The sequence below is a fragment of the Desulfofustis glycolicus DSM 9705 genome, from assembly GCF_900130015.1.
In the GTDB taxonomy this organism is placed as follows: domain Bacteria; phylum Desulfobacterota; class Desulfobulbia; order Desulfobulbales; family Desulfocapsaceae; genus Desulfofustis; species Desulfofustis glycolicus.
Window position 1 is genome coordinate 15,895 of sequence record NZ_FQXS01000014.1, and the last position, 20,340, is coordinate 36,234.

The 20,340-nt window shown below is 57.5% G+C and carries 16 protein-coding genes and 1 riboswitch; of the genes, 5 read left to right on the plus strand and 11 right to left on the minus strand.

Features of this window, described 5'->3' with window-relative positions:
* The first annotated feature begins 80 nt into the window (after positions 1-80).
* The 4 genes from BUC26_RS12045 to BUC26_RS12060 all read left to right on the plus strand — a co-directional run bounded on the left by BUC26_RS12045 (position 81) and on the right by BUC26_RS12060 (position 3,829).
* Positions 81-980, plus strand: a complete 900-nt coding sequence (locus tag BUC26_RS12045) for an Lcl C-terminal domain-containing protein (RefSeq protein WP_073376362.1) — start codon at positions 81-83, stop codon at positions 978-980.
* Between the two features lie 124 nt (positions 981-1,104).
* Positions 1,105-1,178: riboswitch (cyclic di-GMP riboswitch) on the plus strand.
* Positions 1,179-1,540: 362 nt separating this feature from the next.
* Positions 1,541-2,167 carry a GAF domain-containing protein gene (locus BUC26_RS12050; RefSeq protein WP_073376364.1) on the plus strand — a complete coding sequence of 209 codons (627 nt, stop codon included), beginning with the start codon at positions 1,541-1,543 and terminating at the stop codon, positions 2,165-2,167.
* 175 nt (positions 2,168-2,342) lie between these two features.
* Positions 2,343-3,047: a M48 family metallopeptidase gene (locus BUC26_RS12055; RefSeq protein ID WP_073376365.1), complete on the plus strand. Its 705-nt coding sequence runs from the start codon at positions 2,343-2,345 to the stop codon at positions 3,045-3,047.
* A gap of 260 nt (positions 3,048-3,307) precedes the next feature.
* The gene (locus tag BUC26_RS12060) at positions 3,308-3,829 is read left to right on the plus strand and encodes a type 1 glutamine amidotransferase domain-containing protein (RefSeq protein WP_073376367.1); all 522 of its coding nucleotides are present in this window, start codon (positions 3,308-3,310) and stop codon (positions 3,827-3,829) included.
* 180 nt (positions 3,830-4,009) lie between these two features.
* On the opposite strand, the gene mgtE is transcribed toward BUC26_RS12060, so the two are convergent.
* Positions 4,010-5,377, minus strand: a complete 1,368-nt coding sequence (gene mgtE / locus BUC26_RS12065; protein WP_073376500.1) for a magnesium transporter — start codon at positions 5,375-5,377, stop codon at positions 4,010-4,012.
* A 255-nt stretch (positions 5,378-5,632) separates the two neighbouring features.
* A complete protein-coding gene (locus BUC26_RS12075) occupies positions 5,633-7,129 on the minus strand; it encodes an SDR family oxidoreductase (protein WP_073376369.1) in 1,497 nt (498 codons plus the stop codon).
* 289 nt (positions 7,130-7,418) lie between these two features.
* On the opposite strand from BUC26_RS12075, the gene BUC26_RS12080 reads away from it, so the two are divergent.
* A complete protein-coding gene (locus BUC26_RS12080; protein WP_073376371.1) occupies positions 7,419-9,689 on the plus strand; it encodes a hypothetical protein in 2,271 nt (756 codons plus the stop codon).
* Positions 9,690-9,729: 40 nt separating this feature from the next.
* Here BUC26_RS12080 and BUC26_RS12085 read toward each other — a convergent pair whose 3' ends face one another.
* From BUC26_RS12085 to BUC26_RS12125, 9 genes are all read right to left on the minus strand, one after another.
* On the minus strand, positions 9,730-10,548 hold the full coding sequence (locus tag BUC26_RS12085) for a DUF169 domain-containing protein (protein ID WP_073376372.1): 819 nt from the start codon (positions 10,546-10,548) through the stop codon (positions 9,730-9,732).
* Positions 10,549-10,575: 27 nt separating this feature from the next.
* Positions 10,576-11,385, minus strand: a complete 810-nt coding sequence (locus BUC26_RS12090; protein ID WP_073376374.1) for a MetQ/NlpA family ABC transporter substrate-binding protein — start codon at positions 11,383-11,385, stop codon at positions 10,576-10,578.
* A gap of 10 nt (positions 11,386-11,395) precedes the next feature.
* Positions 11,396-12,070, minus strand: a complete 675-nt coding sequence (locus BUC26_RS12095; RefSeq protein WP_073376375.1) for a methionine ABC transporter permease — start codon at positions 12,068-12,070, stop codon at positions 11,396-11,398.
* Positions 12,071-12,075: 5 nt separating this feature from the next.
* Entirely contained in the window at positions 12,076-13,086 is a 1,011-nt protein-coding gene (locus tag BUC26_RS12100; protein ID WP_073376377.1) for a methionine ABC transporter ATP-binding protein, read from the minus strand.
* 720 nt (positions 13,087-13,806) lie between these two features.
* Positions 13,807-14,937, minus strand: a complete 1,131-nt coding sequence (locus tag BUC26_RS12105; RefSeq protein ID WP_073376378.1) for an ABC transporter permease — start codon at positions 14,935-14,937, stop codon at positions 13,807-13,809.
* A complete protein-coding gene (locus BUC26_RS12110) occupies positions 14,934-16,091 on the minus strand; it encodes an ABC transporter permease (protein ID WP_073376380.1) in 1,158 nt (385 codons plus the stop codon). The genes BUC26_RS12105 and BUC26_RS12110 overlap by 4 nt, the downstream gene beginning before the upstream one ends.
* Positions 16,088-17,068 (minus strand): HlyD family secretion protein, encoded by a 981-nt coding sequence (locus BUC26_RS12115; protein WP_073376381.1) that lies wholly within the window; start codon positions 17,066-17,068, stop codon positions 16,088-16,090. The genes BUC26_RS12110 and BUC26_RS12115 overlap by 4 nt, the downstream gene beginning before the upstream one ends.
* On the minus strand, positions 17,068-18,519 hold the full coding sequence (locus BUC26_RS12120) for a TolC family protein (protein ID WP_161949847.1): 1,452 nt from the start codon (positions 18,517-18,519) through the stop codon (positions 17,068-17,070). The genes BUC26_RS12115 and BUC26_RS12120 overlap by 1 nt, the downstream gene beginning before the upstream one ends.
* Before the next feature lie 94 nt (positions 18,520-18,613).
* On the minus strand, positions 18,614-20,173 hold the full coding sequence (locus BUC26_RS12125; protein ID WP_073376383.1) for a Fic family protein: 1,560 nt from the start codon (positions 20,171-20,173) through the stop codon (positions 18,614-18,616).
* Positions 20,174-20,340: the final 167 nt, after the last annotated feature.

A 20,340-nucleotide genomic window follows, 5' to 3' on the forward strand; every position in this document is an offset into this window, starting at 1 on the left:
TTTTTACGTGTCGGAGACAGGTTTTAACCTGTCCCCCATAAGGGCATGCCACGTTTTATGAACATTCCGGACGAATCATTATGACCTCGAACTCCCGTTTCCACCTGCTCTCCGATGATCTCGTCGAAGACCGCTTGACCGGCCTGGTCTGGGCCCGTGATGCCGGCTGTCTCGAATTTCCGCTGAGCTGGTCGGAAGGACTGCAGGCGATTGGTGACATGAACCGCGATGCTCGCTTCGGCCGGACCGACTGGCGGATGCCGAATCGCGTTGAGTTGCGTAGCCTGGTTGATCACGGTGAAAAACAACCCGCCCTGCCGGCCGGTCATCTGTTTCGCCAGGTATTCTCCGGCTGGCACTGGACCTCGACGACTGCCGCCATTGCACCGGCTTATGCCTGGTACGTCCACCTGGAAGGCGCTCGGATGTTTTACGGCAACAAGCGTGACTTTTACTGGCTCTGGCCGGTCTGCGGCAGCAGTACGATCCTGCCCCGCACCGGCCAGCTGGAATGTTTCGACGACCAAGGCCGGGTTATCGATTGCCTGAACAGCGGCCAGGACGGCGATTTGCGAGCCGGTGCCCCCTGGCCGCAGCCCCGATTTTCCATCATTGATGATGGTGTGCTCGACCGTCTGACCGGCCTGATCTGGTATGACCGGGGCGGTTTCGGCGATCCGGTCGCCGACTGGTCAGAGGCCTTGGCTGCGGTAGACGATTATAAAACCCGAACCGGTCATCCCTGGCGTCTGCCGACCATCAGGGAGCTTGAAAGTCTGGTCGATGCCGCCAGCCACAGTCCGGCCCTGCCGGCCGACCACCCGTTCCGGGAACCGGTCGATACCTACTGGTCTGCCACCACCAGCGGATTCGACCCTGACTGGGCCTTTGCTCTCTATCTCACCAAAGGCGCGATCGGCGTCGGCCATAAAAAGGCCGCGGGTTTTTCCGTCTGGCCGGTCAGAGGTGATCGGCGGTGACGTATCGGTAACCGGGACAGATTGAGGTTACCGGACAAGACGGCTGGTTCCTGACATGAAAATAATGAGGAGCTTGACAGCCACGCCTGAATTTCGATAGGATTGAGTATATGGACATATACAAATAAGACAAAGCCAAACCCGCCGCGAGACGGGGACGGAAAGCCACGGATCTTCTGAGAAAGCCGGGCCGCCTGCAGGAAGGCGCCCGGCTTTGTTCATGTGAGCCATCCTCATCGGGTGGCAAATCACACGATGAATGACAGGTCTGCGGTCAGGGAGCAGCCGGTTTATATGAAAATCGGCGGGACAGGTTTTAACCTGTCCCCCGCTCACTTTCAATAACCGGACCGTCCGACCACGGTGCTGATTTTCATCGTTCGTAGTGTCGTCCCGCCATGGGCGTTATATGAACCGAAGTCTTGCCCGGGCACCGGCAGAATGCGTTGGCGGGATGCCACGGTGCGATGGAAGGGGTAAGCACCACGGTGAACCGGAAGGAGGGAAGGGTCGTTGGACCTTTTCCACTCAGCAGCAAGGTGACAACAGAGGAGGACGTTATGAAAGAGCACTTGATCAATTACGAAACGTTCATCAGGGTTTCCAATGCAATCTCGCACTCCAAAGAGCCGGAAGAAGTGGCCTTGATGACCGTGGAAGGCATCAAGACCGCTCTCGGCGTCAAAGGCTGTGTCCTGTTTCTCCTCAATCACAAAACCGACGAACTTGAGATAGCCGCTTCGTTTGGGCTGAGCGATGAGTATCTCAACAAAGGACCGGTCAGTGCCCTGCAATCCATTGCCGCGTCCCTGAAGGATGGACCGGTGGCGATTTACGATGTGATGGATGATCCGCGGATCCAGTATCCGGGGGAGGCGCGGAAAGAGGGCATCGCCTCGATCCTGTCGGTGCCGATCCAGGTACATGGCAAGCTGCTCGGCGCCATTCGTGTTTACACCGCGGAACCGTGGGAGTTCACCCTCGGTGATGTCAACTTCGTCAGCGCCCTGGCGCAGATTGCCGGCTTGTCGATCAAGCTGGCCCACTATTCGAAAGGATTGATGAGCAGCATCGATGTCCTGAAAAGCTTGCGTGAGGTGCAAACCCGGCGAACCACCCGGATGACTCCGTATGAAGGTGTGCCAATCAGCTTTCCGGCCGGGGAGTATCAGCGGCAGCATCAATAAGCGGCCTTGATTGCCCGGCCTCGGCCGGGCAATCAAGGGCAGCACAGTATTCGGTGCTTGCAAGCAAACGTTTTGCTCCGTATGGTGAACGGTATGTCATGTCGCTGGGGATTCTCCTCAGAGCGATCGGCGGAAGACGTGTCCGGGAGCAAAACAGGTAGTGAAAACAAAACAGATGCTGCTTGAAGACATCACGATCGACGTGGTGTTCAAGAAGATTAAATCGGTTCGCCTCAGTGTTCATCCGCCGCATGGCCAGGTCCGAATTTCGGCACCGTTGCGCCTCTCTCTGGCCGCTGTAAAGGGCTTTGCCACGGCAAAACTCAATTGGATCAGGAAGCACCGGGAACGGTTGCAGCAGCAGAGCCGCGAGCAGCAGATTGCTTACCGGGAGTGGGAACCGCACTGGGTCTGGGGAAGGTGTTACCTGTTATCGGTTATTGAAGCCGACCGGACGCCGTCTGTTGCGCGCTCCTCTCATCGCCTGGTGCTCACGATCCGACCGGGCACCGGCAGAGAAGAACGACAGGAGATTGTTGAAAGCTGGTATCGAGAGCAACTATATAATGCGGTTCCACCGCTGATCGAGAAATGGGAGCCATTGATAGGTGTCAGTGTCAACAGGTATTTTGTGCGACGAATGAAGACTCGGTGGGGGAGTTGCACGCCATCTTCCGGCCGTATCCGACTCAATAGCGAGCTTGCCAGGCGATCGCCGGAGTTTCTCGAATATGTTCTGGTTCACGAGATGACCCACTTGCTGGAGCCGTCCCACAATGCCCGATTTAAACAGCTTATGGATCATTTTCTACCGCAGTGGCGATCCAGCTGTCACCTGTTGAACCGGGGGCCGATCAATCCCGGCACGCCGACACTATAGATCGCCCAGGCTGCGTCTCGTCGTTTTCTGTCTGCTTATCCTGTTTTGGCGAACCTCTCTTTGATTATGGCTGCCCGGCTACTGCACAAGGGCTTGCGGAATCACCCTCCTTGTGAGTGCAAACGTGATCGCTAAACCAACTGGTCAAGAGAGTTCCCGTTTTTTGCATTTCTTTGTGCGGTGCTTATCTTGTCAGGCAAACGTGTTGCGGCACGTGGTGAATGATAACCAGCAAGATACCCAGCAAAAGGGAGGATCGTATGGAACTGAAAGGAAAGAAAGTAGCGATTCTGGTCGAAGACATGTTCAACATCTACGAGTTCTGGTACCCGTACTATCGGTTGCTTGAAGCGGGAGCCGAGGTGGTGGTGGTCGGTTCGGGCCGCAAAGACCAGTTTACTGGCAAACCGGCAACGGACGTAAAGGCGGATGTGGCTGCCGACAAGGTATCCGCGGCCGATTTTGACGGGGTGGTCATCCCCGGCGGCTACGCTCCGGACATGATGCGCCGCCATCCGGCGATGGTCAATCTGGTGGCGGATGCGGTTACCAGCGGCAAGATGGTGGCGGCGATCTGCCATGCCGGCTGGATGCTCTGCTCCGCCGGGGTAGTCAAAGACCGGAAGGTCACCTCGTTTTTCGCAATCAAGGACGACCTGGTCAACGCCGGTGCCCACTGGGTTGATGAAGCGGTGGTGGTGGACGATAACCTCGTGACCAGTCGTACCCCTGACGACCTGCCGGTCTTCCTGCCGGCCGTTATCAAGGCACTGGCCGGGTAAGCGACAAAAAAACGCTGAAACTGGGGCTGTCCCTTTTTTAAAGGGGATTGTCCCGATTTTCAGCCCAAATCATCAGCTGCATATCTGGTCCCTGAACAGACATTCTGGTTCAAAAAAACATCAGGGCTCACTGTGGTAATGGAGCCACGCCGGCACCGCCAGTCGGTCAACCTGCGAGGGCTAACCGACAGCATTCAATTTGGGGAGCACGGCGGCGGCGAAGCTGAGCACGAAGAAAAAGCCGCACATATCCGTTACCGTCGTCAATAGCGGGCTTGAAACGAGTGCCGGGTCGAGCCGCAGTCGCTTGAGCAGCAGCGGCAGCATGCCGCCGAGCAATACCGACACCAGGGTATTTGCCCCGAGCGCCCCGCCGACTACCAGTCCCAGCCAGGGGTTGCCTTGCCAGGCAAAGGCGATGAGTCCCAGCAGGGTGCCGAGAACCAGCCCGTTTATCAATCCCACCCGCATTTCCTTGAGCAGCACCCAGATAATCTCACCCGGCCGCACCAGACCAAGCGAGAGTTCCCGCATGGAGACTGCCACCGCCTGGTTTCCTGAGCAGCCGCTCATGTCGCTGACCATCGGCAGGAACACCGCCAGCGTGATGACGGCGGCCAGTGTGTCCTGGTACAGGGCGATGACGCTTGCGGCGATAATGTTGAGCACGATGTTGATGCTCAGCCAGGAGAGCCTGCGTCCGGATCGGGACCACAGCGGCATGGTGCGGAACTCCTCACCGCCGATGATACCGGAGAGGCGCAGGAAGGTGCGGGTCTTCTGGTTGCTCAGGGCTTCCTCGACGGCCGCCGGCAGCACCACGCCGACGATACGCTTGGCTTCGTCGACGACGGGCGCCCCGAAAAGCTTGTGCTCCTCGAAGAATTCGTCAAGCTCCCTGACCGTTGCCCGGTCGTTTACCGCCAGTGGTGAAGGGATCATGATATCGGTGAGCTTGGTGCTGCGTTTGGGAAACAGCAGATCGTGAATGCGCAGAACGCCGACCAGTACGCCGTCGTCGTCGACCACGTAGAAATACTGCACGTGGTAATCGGCATACTCGTCGCGGTTGTGCTGCAGGTCGTCAAGCACGTCCTGTACCGTTTGCTCGCCCCTGAACGCCAGGAATTCGGAGATCATCAGGCCGCCGGCACAGTCCGGCGGGTACTCGAGCATCATTCGCGCCTCGGCGGCATCCTCCCGATCCATCCGGGCGAGGATCGCCTGACTGGCCTCGTGTTCCATCTCCGAGAGCACATCAACCAGGTAGTCGCTGTCCAACTCCTCCATGATGAGTGCCGCCTGTGCTGACGGCATCTCTTCCACCAGCTCGGCGGCCTGTTTCTCGGGAATGTCTTCGATGATCTCGGCGGCATCCTTGGGGCTGAGGATCTTGAACAGATTGAGTCGCTCGTCCTCGGTCATCCTCGAGATGGCTCTGGCGGTCTCCTGCGAGCTGAGTGAATCAAGGTAGCCGGTAAGGGCTGCGGTATCGCCCGTCTCGATCAGGTCGCGCAATTCTTCCCAAGGGGGATGGGACTCGTTCATGGTGGCCTCCAGGATGGTGAACGGCGCGTGCAGCACCAAGTGTATCAGGCCGTTTCCGTGCTTGCCACGACGGCACGCGAAGACGTGCAGGCGCAAAGTAGCGGCGCAGGAAAGGGTGCTGCACAAGCCGGGGAAAAAGATCAGCGGGAGTCCGGTTACGTTATTTCCGCCCGGATAAGAGGAACAATACCATATTTTCCGGAGAGCAGCATTGCCCTGCAATACGAGGGTTAACGTTGCTTTCGTTAACCGATCTCAACGTGCTGCAATCCGGGACGGCCCACTGATGATGCGAACCTTGGCGGCCCGTGCCATTTGCTGCAGCATTGAGCGGAACAGCAGGACGTGGGACGGCGCAATGAGCGACCAGTAGAGCTTGCCCCAGAGCCCGCGCGGCAGGAAACTGGGAATCATGCGCAGGTCGGTGGAGCCGTCGGGCCGTGCCTCGATTCTGAATTCCAGATAGGCTTCGCCGGGAGCCAGCATCTCCGCCTTGAGGAGAAGGCTGTGCGGTTCCTCGACCCCGACCACCCGCCAGAAGTCGAGGTGATCCCCCAGGGAGATCGTATCAACATGGCGCCGCCCGCGGGACAGGCCCGGTCCGCCGAGTAACTCGTCGACCAGACCGCGCAGCTGCCAGAGGAAGGTGCCGAAGTACCAGCCGTTGTCGCCGCCGATCCGCTTGACCACGTCCCAGGCAAGCTCCGGGCTGCCGGCCAGGTTGATGGAAAAGATGTCGCGGTATACCGGGGTTTCCGATTGCGTCGAACCGTCGGCCCAGCCCGGCAGCTGGGTGGAGCCGGCATCGTAACAGCTCGACACCACCTGCTGGCGATACACTTCCTGCAGTGCGGCCACCAGGGCTTCCCGGCAGGTCAGCAGGTACTGGGGCATGATCTCGCGAATGCGGTTGTCATGGCAGAGCACCTCGTTACGCATCCGCTCGACGAGCGGGCGAATCAGGGCGACGGAGACCGGGGTAACCAGGTTCATCCACCAGATGGAAATGCGATGGATGCGCAACGGCACAACGAGAACGAGGCGACGCGGCAGACCGGCCTCCTCGGCGAAGAGACGAAACAGCTCTCGCCAGGTCAGCACGTCGGGTCCGCCGATTTCGTATACTTCTCCCGTCGTTTCCGGATGATCAAGGCAGCCGGCCAGATATTGAATCACGTTGGTGATGGCGATCGGTTGACACCGGGCATCCATCCAGCGCGGCGCGAACATGACGCGCAGGTAGCCGCAGAAGGCGCGAATCATCTCAAAGGACGCGCCGCCAGCACCGAGGACCAGCGAGGCACGGAGCTGGGTCACCCCGGCGCCGCCCAGGCCGAGGATCTCGCCGACCTCGTACCGGGCCCGTAATTGCGCCGAAAGATGCGCCGGATTACCCAGCCCGGTAAAATGGATAATCCACTCAACCCCGGCCTGTCGGGCCGCGCGGACAGTGGAATAGGCGATGCGGCGATCCAGGGTGGCAAAATCCTCTTCTCCGGGCCGGATCGAATGGATCAGGTAAAAAGCGATCCGGCAGCCCTGCATGGCCGTGGTTAGGGCGGCAGTATCGAGCGCATCGGCCGCGACGATTTCGAGATTCGGGTGACTGCCCCAGGACCGCGCGGCGATTTTGCGGTCCGACCGTCCCACCGCGCGCACCCGCCAGCCCCGTTCCAACAACAGCGGCACCAGTCGGCCGCCGACATAGCCGGTGGCCCCTAAAACCAGGATCGGTTCATCCGTTCGTGTCATGGCCCGTTTGCACCTCTTGCGACAGTGATATGTTGCTGATTTTCTTTTCTCGATTCACGAAACTGATCTCAGCTCTGCTGCATCATACTCTGCCGCAGCAGATCACCGTATAAAAACAGGAACCTCCCAGAGAAAATTTGTCAGGGCAACGTTCCCGTTGTGGCGACAGGAGACACGCATCGTGTAGACTATTGTCACATCGTGTTGAACCATGAGGAAGCTAACCGGTACTCACGTACAGAATCGGCTGATCCCTCACCTCACCTGCAGCTCAAAGGAGCGCGAGACCATGAGAACCCTCATCACCACGATCCTGTGCGGCGTCGTGTTCGCCGTTGCCGGAAGGCCGGCACTGCTCTTTGCTTATACCTGCGGACCGGCGCAGCTGGCTGTCCACTCGTTTTCCGGCCAGGGAAGCTCGTATACCGTCACCCGTTCCTGTACCCATTCCTACGGCGGCGATGAATACGAGAAGTTCGATATCACCTATGCCGGCATGTGGCACGGCGATACCGAGGTGGCGAACGAGTATGTCACCAATCACGTGCGCTATTATCATGACGGGGTGAAGAAAAACGACCAGACGTACCACTATCAGGTAACGGCAAAATGTCTGCAGGACCCCTGGCTCACCGGCATGGACTGTTACAGTCACCACGTGGACAACCAGTATCCCGAATGCGGCGGTATCGTCACCGGGCCGCCCAATCCGAAAGGCGCCGCGATTCTGCCTGCCGCCATTCGACAGTCCCTCCAGCAGGAGTACTATGGTCTGCGAGCAGCGCCGTCCATCCTGGCTCCCGGGCAAGGTGCCGGCTTCGGCTTTCCGGTCGATATCCCCCTGCGCATCCAGCATAACCCGGACCAAGACCTGCGTTTCAAGATCGAATGGCGGCCTGATGCCCAGCACGCGCTCCAGCAGGTTGCAACGAGTATCATCACCAACAAACAGACAAACAATGGGATCATGACGGCAACCCTGCACCCGATCAAGGAAGGCGAGTGGACGATCCGGGCCCAGCTGGACACGGATGCCGCGCCCTGGTGGAGCGATCCGGTGACGATCAAGGTGCAGGCGTCGATTCTCGGCCAGCCCCCCGCTGCCGATACGCTGGAGACCATCACGATACCGGCTGCCAGTTCGCTGGTCGCGCCGGAATTCCTATTGCCGCGGGAGAACCACACCTATAGCGCCGATGAGTCAATCCCGCTGCAGATCAGATTTCAGCAGGGGATGAGACTTCGCTATCAGCTCGGTGTACGGGCCAAGGGATCGACACTCTATACCATGCTGCCCGTTACCGATGGTGGTGCTGCTGACGACGGCTTTTTTGCCACTGAACTGCCGGGATATCTCGGGGCGTTGGCCAACGGCGATGTGGCCGAACTCCTCATCAAGGCCTGGGTTGAACGCCAGGACGACGGTGGCCAGCAGTACCTGGCCAACCAGTCGCCGATCACCGAACTGGTTACCCAGATCGTTGCCCCGAAGCTGACCATCACCGCCCCGCAGGAGGCGCAAAAAATCGCGGCTCCCGCAACGGTCCATTTCGCCATTCCGTTCACCACCTACGGCTCGCTGTTCAGCGGGGTATCCGGAGCGGCTGTCGAGAATCTGGTTGAGGTCGAGTTGCAGCGGGCCGACAAGGTGGCCGGCAGCGCCATCGCCTTCGCCCCGTGCACAGAGCCGGTGACCACGAGAGTCTTCGGCGATCTGCTCCTGTTCTCCTATGAATTGGCCGATCCGGCCATCTATCGGTTTCGCGCCCGACTTGCCATGAGTTCTGCCACGGGAACAGGAGGCGAGTCGTTTCAGGGACAGTGGACTGATTGGCGCCGGATAGAACTCACGTCCCTGCACAGCCAGCTGCAGCCCATAGCTACCACTGGCAATCTGGCGGTCCATCAAATGCAGGAAAGTGTATCACTCAAGCTGATGAGCCCGAATAAGGCCGCGACGAATATCCGGCCAACCCCGGAATCCCTGACTGAAAAGATCACCCCCGTCGGTCCCGAGAAGAGCCTGGTCCGGCAGCACCTCTCCGCCAAAGGCTCAGGTCTGTCTCACGCCACGCCAATGATCACAAGGCCGCTGCAGGGACAGAAACTGCGGGCCGGCGCATCCGTTCCCCTGGTTATACAGGGGCTGAACACGGATGCTGAAATCCTATGGGAAATCGAGTATCGCCCGTTCGGTGAGCAACGCTTCACCAGAATACCGCCAACCAGCCTGAAACAAAGCGAAAGCCGGACCGCGCTGCACCAGACCGCTCACCTCCTGACCAAAGGAGACGGCGAGTACCGGGTCAGGATCCGACTAGACAACCAGCACCAGCCGTGGGGCCAATGGCGCGAATTCCAGGTCGGCACCCCTCCCGTCAAACAGCTGGTCCGACCCGCAAACAGGGTGAAGCCGGTTCTGACCGCGCCAACCCACCAAACTCAGGCCATTGAACCCGCCCAACCCGAGGACACCACCAGTTCAATACCGACGCAGATCAAAAAGCCGGCCGTGAAAACCCAACCATTGCCGCAGATGAGGACCATAAAAATGCAGTAGCTGGGAAAGCGTGACGTACCGCACGGGGTGAGGCTGCTTCCTATCGGGGAACTACCTTTTCTTTCTGTGTTCGGTACAGGCCGGAATAATAATTTTTCCCGAACTCGATATCGAGACTGTTTACCTCACTTTTTTCGAGACGTGACTGGATCTGTTTTTTGTTCCGATCAGGTTCGGTTGGGTTCAGCGTTTCCCAAAGTCCTTGAACCAGAGGCAGAAAACGATTGAACGGCAAGCCCACTGCCAGTTCGTCTTCCCGCCAGCCGGCCATGAACCGGGTCCCGGCGCACATCATCGAGATGTTGATGTTATTTGTTTCAAAGGGGTAGGCGGTACATTCGGAGCAGATGGCCTGATTCCCGCACATCTTGAAACCGTCATAGTAACCGAATTGATAGGTATATCCCTGAACGATCCGCATCGCCTGGTACGGCGTGCAGATCAGCAGCACCACATCGGGTTCGGTGTGGTGCTCAGCAAGCGGTTTGACCATGACGCCGTGGGCCCGGTGCTGGCAGAGTGTCATATTACGGCGAACGCTCTTTGAAACACTCAAGTCTCGATACAGGCCCAGACGATTGTAATGCCTGCCGGACATGAAAAAGTCGTCCGGCTCGACGATACCCAAGGCCCGCGCCGAGGCGAGGCAGCCAAAGTCTTTCAGGACTGCCTTGATGCTGTTGCCCAGTGACGCCCGTTTCACCATTACACAGTACGGCATTCGGGTGGTGAGGGCATTGGCGTTGGCGCGTTCGAACCCTTCCTGATCGAACAGGAAGGTTGTCCCGACCGGCTTCCTGCGCAGTTCCAGGGCACAATGAAGCTTGTCTATGGTGTCGAGCAGCAGTGTTTTGTCCATGTTATATGCTCTGATCCCGAGAAGGGTTTACGGATAGAGGGTGTATTTGCCCTTGAAATGCTCCTGGAATTTTTTTCGATACGGTTCCGAGTGCAACGTATCCATAGCCAGTTTGGCCCACTCCGCCTCGAGGTCTTCATCCCGCACAATCAGGCCAAGCGCGTAATCTTTGTTCTGCGGGTCTTCAAACAGGAAGGAGGCCGGATCGATCCCCCCAGCTTCGCTGACGAAATAGGCGGTGGCGATGATCGCATCGACATCGTTAATACTGCGAGCCGTCTGGGTGATCTCCGTCTCGATGATAGAGATGTCCTTCGGGTTGTCCTTGATATCGAGTACGGTGTAGAAAATGTCCGTTTTCTCACCGAGAGTGATCAGTCCCGCCTCTTCCAGGATAATCAGGCTTCGGCTCATGTTGGTCGGGTCACCGGGTACCGCGATCTGAGCCTTGTTGGGGATGTCTTCGAGGTTTTTGTGCCTGGTCGAATAGATGGCGAAGAACGAGTGGAAATAATAGGGTTTCACCATCTCCAGGTGACAGTCGTTTTCCCGATTGAAGGTCAGAATCCAGGGCCGGTGGTTGGCGATGATGCCGTCGAGGTTGCCGTCCTTGAGCGCTGTTGCGGGCAATTGGTTAGCGTCAAACATCATGATCTTGACCTGGTATCCCAGAGGTTCGAGCCCTTCCTTGATCCACTGCACCATCGGCTCGGAGTATGCCAGGCAGCCCAGTGTCAGCTTTTTGTCGACGGCGGCGCCTGCCTGCTGAACACCAACGAGACACAGGCCGGCCGCAGCCAGCAGAAACCACTTCCTAACCACTGATAACACCTGCATATTCCCTCCGTTAAAGGATTTTTTTGTAGAGCCAGTCGCCGGTGAACTGCAGCAGCTGAACCATGATGAATAAAATGATGACCGATGTGTACAGCACTGTATTGTTGAAACTCTGATACCCGTAATTCAGCGCGACGGCGCCGATGCCGCCGGCACCCACCGCTCCGGCAAGGGTGGTGGCTGACAAAAAGGTAATGGCGGCCAGTGTCGTTCCCGAGACGATCAGTGGCAGCGCCTCTTTCACCATGACCCGGGTAATGATCTGCCAATCAGAGGCGCCGAACGAGCGGGCCGCTTCGATCAATTGCGGATTAACTGCCCGCATGCTGTTCTCGAGGATTCGCGCCAGAAACGGGGTGGCGGCGACCGTCAGCGGAAAAATGGCCGCCTTCTCGCCGATGGTGGTTCCGACCAGCATCCTCGTGAGCGGAGATATGGCGACGATCAGGATGATAATGGGAAACGAGCGGATGCTGTTGACGAAAAAATCGATCACCTTGTAACGGTTCGGGGCGGGCCGCAAGCCCTGTGGTCCATATAGGATGAGCAGAACCGCTATGGTGAAACCGAACAGCAGGGCTAGCAGCATCGAGGCTGACAACATGCGCAGCGTGGCCCAGATCGACGGCGCGATGATCCCGTCGAAATATTTCCACCAATAAGCGGCATATTCGGGAAACGTCATATCCGTCACCGATTGATGCACTGGTCGAGCATCTCTGGTTCGGCCCTGTCGAAGCGGGAAGCGGCCGGCGATGGATCAGGAGCCTCCTCGGGGTACCAGTTCACCTGTCGTTGATCGAGGTACCTAGTCACTTCATCGAAACGATCGGCCGGCACATTTACCAGCAAGCCAGCACCACTCACCGGGACCTTAGAGATGTGGAGCATCACATCCAGGTCGAAGACCATTCGTGCCACGACATCGGATTTGTCGACAAGAAAGACGGTTGTCGTCACATCGCTTGACTCAGCCGAAGCCCGACTAGAGCCCAGGAGATTTCTCAACGCCTTTGGTTGTTGACGGAAAATCGTCTCCACCGCACCCTGGCAGTCGACGCGACCTCCCTCCATGATCGCCATCTCGTCACAGATTCCTGTCAGCACCGACATCTGATGGGTAACCATGACGATGGTGATCCCCAACTGCAGGTTAATGCCTTTGAGCAACAGCAATATTTCCTGGGCGGTTTTCGGATCGAGTGCCGACGTTGCTTCATCACACAGAAGGATTTCAGGAGTCAGTGAGAGCGCTCGGGCAATGGCAACCCGTTGCTTCTGACCGCCGGAAAGCTCCCACGGTTTCTGGGAACGTTTCGCCGATAGACCGACCAGCCCAAGCAGTTCGTCCACTCGGGTGCGAATCGTACGGTTGTCGTAGTTCCAGCATTTCATCGGTAGCGCCACGTTTTCAAACACTGTCAGCCGTTCCAGCAGAGAGAACTGCTGAAATACCATACCGATCGATTTGCGAAATGAACGAAGCTGGCGGTCGCGCAACGTGGCCAGTTCGACGCCGGCAACCTGCAGGGAACCATCGTCGTACGGTTCGATGCCGTTTATGCATCGAAGAAATGTGGATTTCCCGGCGCCGCTCCGCCCGGCAAGCCCGAAAATGCGCCCTTTGCCGATATGCAGATCGATCCCCTTGAGTATCTGGTGTTTCCCAAACGACTTCCTGATATTACGAGACAAGATCATGATCTATGGCTTCCAATGCGCCCTCAGTGGCAAAAAGGATTGGCGAACCTTTAATATATATTTTTCGTATAAGTCAAATTGGTAAAATGTATTGCTGAGGAGGTTTGCATCAGAATTGTCGATAGCGATATCACTGTGTTATCCACGAAAATAAACAATTCCACCAGCTTTGTGCTCAAAGGTGAACTACGAGACGTGCAGGCACCAACGCCTGTCATTTCCTGCTTCAATATGAATCAAAGGCGACATGCAATCGACTGAGCGCCCGTTTCCATCTTTGTTCAAGGAGTGGACACGGGTGCTGAGATCACCTGGGGAATCGAGTACTGCCCGTTCAGTGAGCAACGCCACACCAGGGTGCCGATAACCAGTCTGACATCGAAGCAGGTCAAGAGACCGACCATGAAAACCTTCCAGGGGCGTTAGAAAATGACACAAAAACCTAAAGACAGCACAGCACAATAACCTAAAAACAATCCATAGAGTGACGGGAATGGGCGCATGGGGAGGTTTCTCATGAGTGCCAGGCTCGTCGTGTGACGGGAACGGTCTGCGTAAGGATTCGGTAAGCGGGTTCTCTGGGCTGGAAAAGATATGAAAAGCACTCTTTGACCGTGAAAAGCAGTTTTGAAAATGACATTTCGTGAAAATGAGTTACGCGCGGCCGCTTACATAACAACCCTCCAGAGTCTGTTTTGCCGCTTTCCGGTTGTGAGAAGACTAAGACAAACGTGTAGATAGCCGTCTTCCTGCCAGATACCAAGCGAGAGCCCCGTAGAATCCGGCACACAACCAGAGCTGTGCAAGCTGCGGAACAATGTCGGCATATCCCGCGCCGAGCTGGTTGACGCCCAGCAGGGCCTTGATTGCCGGCACAGCCGGGATCATCTGCAGCAACAGGACAAGCGGCCGAGGAAGCGCCGACTCCGGCCAGATAAAGCCAGACGAGAAGATCAGCGGCATCGATGAGAGCAGCACCACCAGCGTGACCAGCTCTCTGCGCGGCAGCACCAGGCCAAGGGTCATGCCGAGAAATGAGGCCGCGGCGAGAAACGGCAGCATGATTGCCGCCAGCATCCACATCTCTGCCTGCCGTGGAATTCCATAGAGATCGTAGCAGAATCCGAAATAATAGAGGCAGAGCACCATATAAATGGCCATGAACAGGCCGCAGCGGACGAGAACCAGCATCCCCGGAGAACTGCTCACCGTTGTTCCCCGTTTGGCACAGCTTACCAATCCGGCGCCGATCACCAGGGTCTGATGAAGAATGAGGACAAATACCGCCGGGATGACATAGCTCACATACCCCATGGTCGGATTGAATACGGTGCGCAGATTGAGCCAGGCCCCGCGAAACTGGTCGCGGGCTAGCCGCGGCGGTTGTCCCTCCAGCAACAGCTGCTGTACCGCCACCTGGGCGGCCAGGGTTCCCGCGGCGGTGGACATGCCTTCCAGAACGGTTCCGTAGACCAGCAGCATGCTGGCATCACCGGCGAAACCCAGCGTCGGCCGCAGGCCCAGACGCAGATCCCGATAAAACCGCTCAGGAATGACCAGGATTCCGGCGGTCTTTCGCGACAGAAACCGCTCCCGGGCGCCAGCAAGGCTGTGCATCCGTTCGCTGATATGGATCTGCGGCGTGGCATCGACCATTCGCTCGAGCTGCCGGCTCAGTTGTGAGCCGTCCAGGTTCACGACGACCACTTGCTGTTCCCGCGGGAGCTGTTTCAGGTAGGGGAGCGGATAGAGAAAGGAATAGAGAAAGACACCGAGAAAGACGGTCAGCATGACGGTGGTGTCGGTGAACAGCGAGCGGATCTCACCGGCAAGCAGCTGCCGCAGACTCATGCGTCAGCCTCCTTTCGTGCTGCCCCAATCCGGCGGAGACGGGCACTACCGAACAACAGGGTGATGCAGAACCCGCCGAGCCACAGCAGCTGACCGGCCTGGTAGGACAGCGGGGCGCCATAGTCGACCTGGGCTATCTGAATCTCGATGTAATGGCAGATGGGCACCAGGCTCCTCCATATCCGGGCCGGCAACACCATGTCGGTAACCGGGAAGGTCACCCCCATGAAGGCCAGGCTGGAGGCGGCATAGAATGCGGCGATGCTCAGGGCTCGGGCCGCATCGAGGGTAAACAGAAAAAACAGCGCGCCGATACCGATGCTGCCGATAACCGTCAGCAGCTGAGCGAGAATCAGTATCGGCCAGCTGCCGTGCATCGGCCAGCCCATGATCACGTAGAGCCAGCTCAGATACCAGGCGCCGTGCAGCAAAAACAGCGGCACCAGCGCCAGGACCAGGCCCGCAAACCGCTTCCCCGGCTCGTCTCCCGGCCAGCAGAGCGGGTCTCGTCGACGACCATCGGCCAGCACCATGATCGTTGTCGCGACCATCAAGATCTGCCACATCGCCGGTAGCATGGCTGAGACGAGGAACTGCGCATAATTGGTGTTGCTGTTGAACAGCGGGGTGACCTGGGTGGCAATGGGGACCGCGGCAGCCAGCGCTTGGGACGGAAACGGGCTGATGGTCGACAGGTTGCGGACGGTCTCGACCCCCGCGGTAAAGGTGGCATGGGCCTGGCTCAACGCCGAATTGACGTTCCTGCCCACAAGCAGGTACTGGCCCGTGACCATGGCGGAAACCGTCGGCGACCGCCCGGAAACGGTATCCCGCTCAAAATCTTTGGGGATAATGATCAGGCCAAAGACAGTGCCACGACGCACGGCCTCTGTGCCGCGCGCGACATCGCCGAAACGCTGCTCGAGGAGAATGGTCGGGCTGGCGTCGTAGTGCCTGATCAGCGACCGGGACAACCGACTTTGATCGAGATCAACCACGCCCACCGGCAAGTTTCGGGCGAAGTTCGAGGAAAACACCGACCAGAGGGTAACAAAGAGAAGAACCGGCACCCAGCTTACCAGCGAGAGCAGCCAGGGGTCGCGGCAGAGCGCCTGCCACTGCTCTATGGTGTGGCGGGCCAGGGACTGCTTCATGGCAGCGTCGTCAGCACGCTCATCCCGGCACGCAATCCGGCAACCGGCTGAACCGGGCGGGCCTCGATCTCAAAGGTTCTCATGTCGAAGCCCCGATCACTGCGCGTTGTCCGCCAGGTGGCGAAATCACCCATGACCGCCACATGACTTACCCTGAACCGGTAGGGTGATGAACCCAGTGCCGGGATTGTGCACTCGAACTCAGTTCCCTTGGCAAAGTGCTGCAACCGGTCTTCACGAATCTGGAACACGGCCCAGACATCATCCGTGTCCATGATCGATACCACCGGGAACCCCTGTGCCGCCAGTTCTCCGCCGTGCAGCAGGATCTGCGTCACTTCGCCGTCATGCCAACTGGCAATGGTGGTGTCCTTGGCATAGGCCTGCACCTCGGCGACGGCCCCGGCAGCCACTTTCGCTTTTCCTTCAGCGGCCCGGATATCTTCCGGCCGGGCCCCTTCCCGGGCCAGCAGGTACATCTGATGCGCGGCGCCGGCTGCGTGCCTCGCTGCTGCCAGTTGACTGTAGACTTCATCGCGTTTCTGTTCGGCAACAACGCCCTCGGTGAACAAGGCGTCGATGCGCGCATAGGTCTTCTCCAGCAGGTCAACAGCGGTCTGTGCCTGCTGCCATGTTTCGCGCGCCGCTGCGATCTGTTGTTCCCGGGTACCGTTCCGCGCTTCGTCGGCCAGGGCCTCGGCTGCTTCCTGGCCCGCCACTGCCTGCGTCATCCGGGCATCGATCTCGGGACTGAGCATCGTGAAAACGAGTTGTCCGCGGGTGACCTGATCGCCTTTCTTGACCAGGACCCGGTCGATTCGCCCGGCTATCTTGGAGCTGATATGGTACTCCTGCGCCTCGATTTGACCCTGCAACTGCTCGGGTTTCGGCTGATAGGCGCGCCAGAAGCTGTAGCCGAGCCAGCTTACCGCAAAAACGATCGCCACCACGGCGACAATGGTCCGAACAACACGCATCAACGAACCTCGTTGCTCTGAGTTTTCTGGTAATAAAAAAAGCGCTCCGGCGTGCCGGTTGTCCCGCACAGCCCGGCAAGCGCAGTCACATACTGGTAGAGTGCCAGAGCACGCTGCGTCTTGACGCCGGCGAGAAACAACTCGGCATCAACCACGTCGAGCGAGGTGGACATGCCCTGATTGAACGATTTACTGCGCAACGCCACCGTTTCCTCGGCCAGCGCCAGGCTGGAGCGGAGTCCCCGGTACTCTTCGGCAGCCTGTTCGGCCTGGCGATAGCTCCGCTCCACGAGCACCGATAGGTCGCTTTTCATCTGCGCCGTCAGCAGGTCGATGCGCCTGATCGCCGACCGTGCAGCATTGAGCAGTCCCGAGCGTCCCGATCGCTCCACGAGCGGCACCTGAAGACCGATGCCGACGAGCCAGTCGGGCAATAAGTCAGCGGCCAGGTCGTCCTGCTCGTAAACCTGGTAACTGCCAAACATCCCGATGGTCGGGTGATACCTGCCCTTCTCCGCTTTTTCCGCGGCCTGCGCCTGTTCGCGTTTCGCAGCCAGCAGCAGGATTCCCGGGTGGTTGTTCACGGCCAGGTCGAGAAACTCCTGCATCGGCGGCAAGGTATCGTTGAGAAACAGGGCGTCCTCGGGGGACACGGCGCCGTCGTTCTTGAGCATCTTGGACAAGGCTGCTTCGGCTATTTCCAGGTCGCGCAGCGCTTTTTTCCGCTCCACCACCGCTTTATCCAGTGCCGCCTCGGACTGCATGCGCTCCACGTGCGGGATCTGGCCATGCTGTTCGAGCAGGAGTGCATGCTCCCGGTGCCGCCTGAGCCCCTCTTCGGTTTCATGGCGTGTTGTAAGTACCGTACTCGCGAGCACCACGCCGAAATAATGGCGAACAAGGGTCTCGAATCGCTCCCGCTCGCCGTTTTTCAGCCGCTTGTCCGCTTCGTTCACTCTGCCTAGGGCAGCTTCCTGCGCTGCCTCGATGCGGCCGCCGGTATACAGGGGCCAGAATCCGCGAATACTCGAGGAGATCTGCTGCCGATCGGCGATTCGTGAGGTCAGGGCCCGATCAAGCTGGGCCACGGTCATGCCGCTGGCGGCGGCAATAGATGATACATACGGTACCAACTGGGAACCACCGGCCATGCTCCCCAACAATTGCGAAGGCGACAGCGTGACATCACTGTCTGCATAGAGATAGTCCACCGACAAACCTATCTCGAGCCAGTACAGGTCTGCCGCTGCATCCCGGCGAAACTCGGCTTCCCGAACTTCCTCCTGCATGGCCTGTAGCCCGTCATTTTCGGCGAGCACCTGCTGCCAGGCAGATGCAAGTCCAAGTCCTATTGCATCCGTTTCAGCGGCAGCAGCACAGGTCAGCGTGCTGACCACCCAGAGCATACCCGCCGCCAGCACCACCCCCGGATAAACAAACCAACGAATCATGTTTTCTTTTCCATACCAATCTCTCCGTTCCCGCCCGTTATATTCGGTCAGAGCACACCACACAAGCCCGGCACTTTCCCAGTAGTTGAAAACCTTACCAGAACACTTCTCTATATTTTGCCTCGATGGCATGGATTTCCTTGTCTTTTAACGTGTCAAACTCTTTTGCCCGGCCACGCTTTGAGAGCTTTCCTGCATTTTGAGATAAAAAGCGGATGAGGAGGTCAACGAGCCTATCCGGCATATCGATATAGTTTTTTATGAATTGGTTGAGCAGATCGTATTTCCTGAGATATTCAACCTCTTCCGGTAGCGTTTGAGAGACTGTTTCCTCAACACACTCGAAGAAGAATTCAGCTTGTTTCGTCGCATCAAAAAAGCGGTACAGGTCACGCGTGTCGTTGAGCACTTCAACATTGTTTTTTTCTGTTGATCGCCACTCAATTAAGCCGAGCCTGGGCTTTGAGTAATGCTCCAGAGTTTTACGGTATTCAGCAATACGTTCCAGAATAACGGCGGATACGGGGAATATGAGCCCTTTGGGAACAAAGCCTTTCTCGGCCAGAACGTGATGAAACAGGTAGCGGTGAATTCGGCCATTGCCGTCCTCAAAGGGGTGAATGAAGACAAAGCCAAAGGCGATGATCGTGGCCATCAGGACACCATCAAAATCATCCTCACGAAGAAGCTGGTAGGTGTCAATGAGCCCAGACATGAGCGTTTCCAGATCATCCGGACGCGCTGATATATGTTCTGGCATGGGCATGCCGGATGCTCGGTCATGTTCGCCGACAAAGCCGCCTTCTGTGCGTAATCCCGGCTCAAAGAAACGGCTGTCTGTTATTACCTGCTTCTGCAAATACACTAATTCTTCAATACTGAGCCTGCGGCTTCCTGCCTCACCGATAATACGTCCCCATCGCTCAATCCGGCTATGCGGGGGAGTTTCTCCTTCAATCGAGTACGAAGCCTTGGAATCTTTAAGCAAGAGGAAGGCGGCTGCCCGGCTTACAAGATCGGGATGGGTTTGGCCGATAGCTTGGCTGGCTGTTTCGGAAAGATTTTTGTCCAAAAAACGTTCGAGCTTTGCCGTCCTTCTTATCAGCGGGCAAAAATTCCTTGTGCCTGGCAGATTGTTCCGAATGCGATGGCGTCTTGATAAAACGTGTTTGCCCTCAAACTGCAATTTGCTGTTGATGAGAGGAACGAAGTTCCCGGTGGTAGCATCTTCAAGGCCCAGCTGCTCATCGCGCAGCCACTCCCACAAAAACCAGATTTTTCGGCTATAGATCCCGGTTGGTTCAGATCGGACTATGGCTTCAATGGCTGCCGCTTCAACCACTTGGAACAAGGCATTGAGGACAGCTAAATCAATGCCCTCATATTTCAGAGCAAAGGTAAGATGACCATACAGCGCATCTTCCGGCCTATGCCGTGGAGTAAACACATGCCAACGGCCATCTATGTATTTTTTATGCTTTTTCCCGATAATACAAAGGTTGTCAGGCAGAGGTGCTTTGAGCGCATGCGCTTCGATAAGCGCAGCGTAACCGGCCAGCAAGGAGCCTTCCTCTTGGCTGGTAAAGCCATGAAAAACGATTCCAGGGCGTGAATTATGATTGTAAATAGCCACTTTTGTGAATTCAACTTTCATTGTTTGAATTCAACATGACGTGAAAATGGATTTTTAGCTATGAAAAACAGTTTATGAATCTATTTCTCGTGAAAATTAATTATACATACCGATGGAGGTAAAAAGAACAATAGTGGCCAATATGCACCGTCTGGTTTCAATCCACGCCCCCGCGCGGGGGGCGACAC

Excerpts from the sequence above, each read along its gene's own strand:
- BUC26_RS12100 (WP_073376377.1), bottom strand. The coding sequence starts at position 13,086 with ATGATCTTGTCTCGTAATATCAGGAAGTCGTTTGGGAAACACCAGATA.
- BUC26_RS12045 (WP_073376362.1), top strand. The coding sequence starts at position 81 with ATGACCTCGAACTCCCGTTTCCACCTGCTCTCCGATGATCTCGTCGAA.
- mgtE (WP_073376500.1), bottom strand. The coding sequence starts at position 5,377 with ATGAACGAGTCCCATCCCCCTTGGGAAGAATTGCGCGACCTGATCGAG.
- BUC26_RS12095 (WP_073376375.1), bottom strand. The coding sequence starts at position 12,070 with ATGACGTTTCCCGAATATGCCGCTTATTGGTGGAAATATTTCGACGGG.
- BUC26_RS12055 (WP_073376365.1), top strand. The coding sequence starts at position 2,343 with ATGCTGCTTGAAGACATCACGATCGACGTGGTGTTCAAGAAGATTAAA.
- BUC26_RS12125 (WP_073376383.1), bottom strand. The coding sequence starts at position 20,173 with ATGAAAGTTGAATTCACAAAAGTGGCTATTTACAATCATAATTCACGC.
- BUC26_RS12050 (WP_073376364.1), top strand. The coding sequence starts at position 1,541 with ATGAAAGAGCACTTGATCAATTACGAAACGTTCATCAGGGTTTCCAAT.
- BUC26_RS12090 (WP_073376374.1), bottom strand. The coding sequence starts at position 11,385 with ATGCAGGTGTTATCAGTGGTTAGGAAGTGGTTTCTGCTGGCTGCGGCC.
- BUC26_RS12085 (WP_073376372.1), bottom strand. The coding sequence starts at position 10,548 with ATGGACAAAACACTGCTGCTCGACACCATAGACAAGCTTCATTGTGCC.
- BUC26_RS12060 (WP_073376367.1), top strand. The coding sequence starts at position 3,308 with ATGGAACTGAAAGGAAAGAAAGTAGCGATTCTGGTCGAAGACATGTTC.
- BUC26_RS12075 (WP_073376369.1), bottom strand. The coding sequence starts at position 7,129 with ATGACACGAACGGATGAACCGATCCTGGTTTTAGGGGCCACCGGCTAT.
- BUC26_RS12080 (WP_073376371.1), top strand. The coding sequence starts at position 7,419 with ATGAGAACCCTCATCACCACGATCCTGTGCGGCGTCGTGTTCGCCGTT.
- BUC26_RS12115 (WP_073376381.1), bottom strand. The coding sequence starts at position 17,068 with ATGCGTGTTGTTCGGACCATTGTCGCCGTGGTGGCGATCGTTTTTGCG.
- BUC26_RS12120 (WP_161949847.1), bottom strand. The coding sequence starts at position 18,519 with ATGATTCGTTGGTTTGTTTATCCGGGGGTGGTGCTGGCGGCGGGTATG.
- BUC26_RS12105 (WP_073376378.1), bottom strand. The coding sequence starts at position 14,937 with ATGAGTCTGCGGCAGCTGCTTGCCGGTGAGATCCGCTCGCTGTTCACC.
- BUC26_RS12110 (WP_073376380.1), bottom strand. The coding sequence starts at position 16,091 with ATGAAGCAGTCCCTGGCCCGCCACACCATAGAGCAGTGGCAGGCGCTC.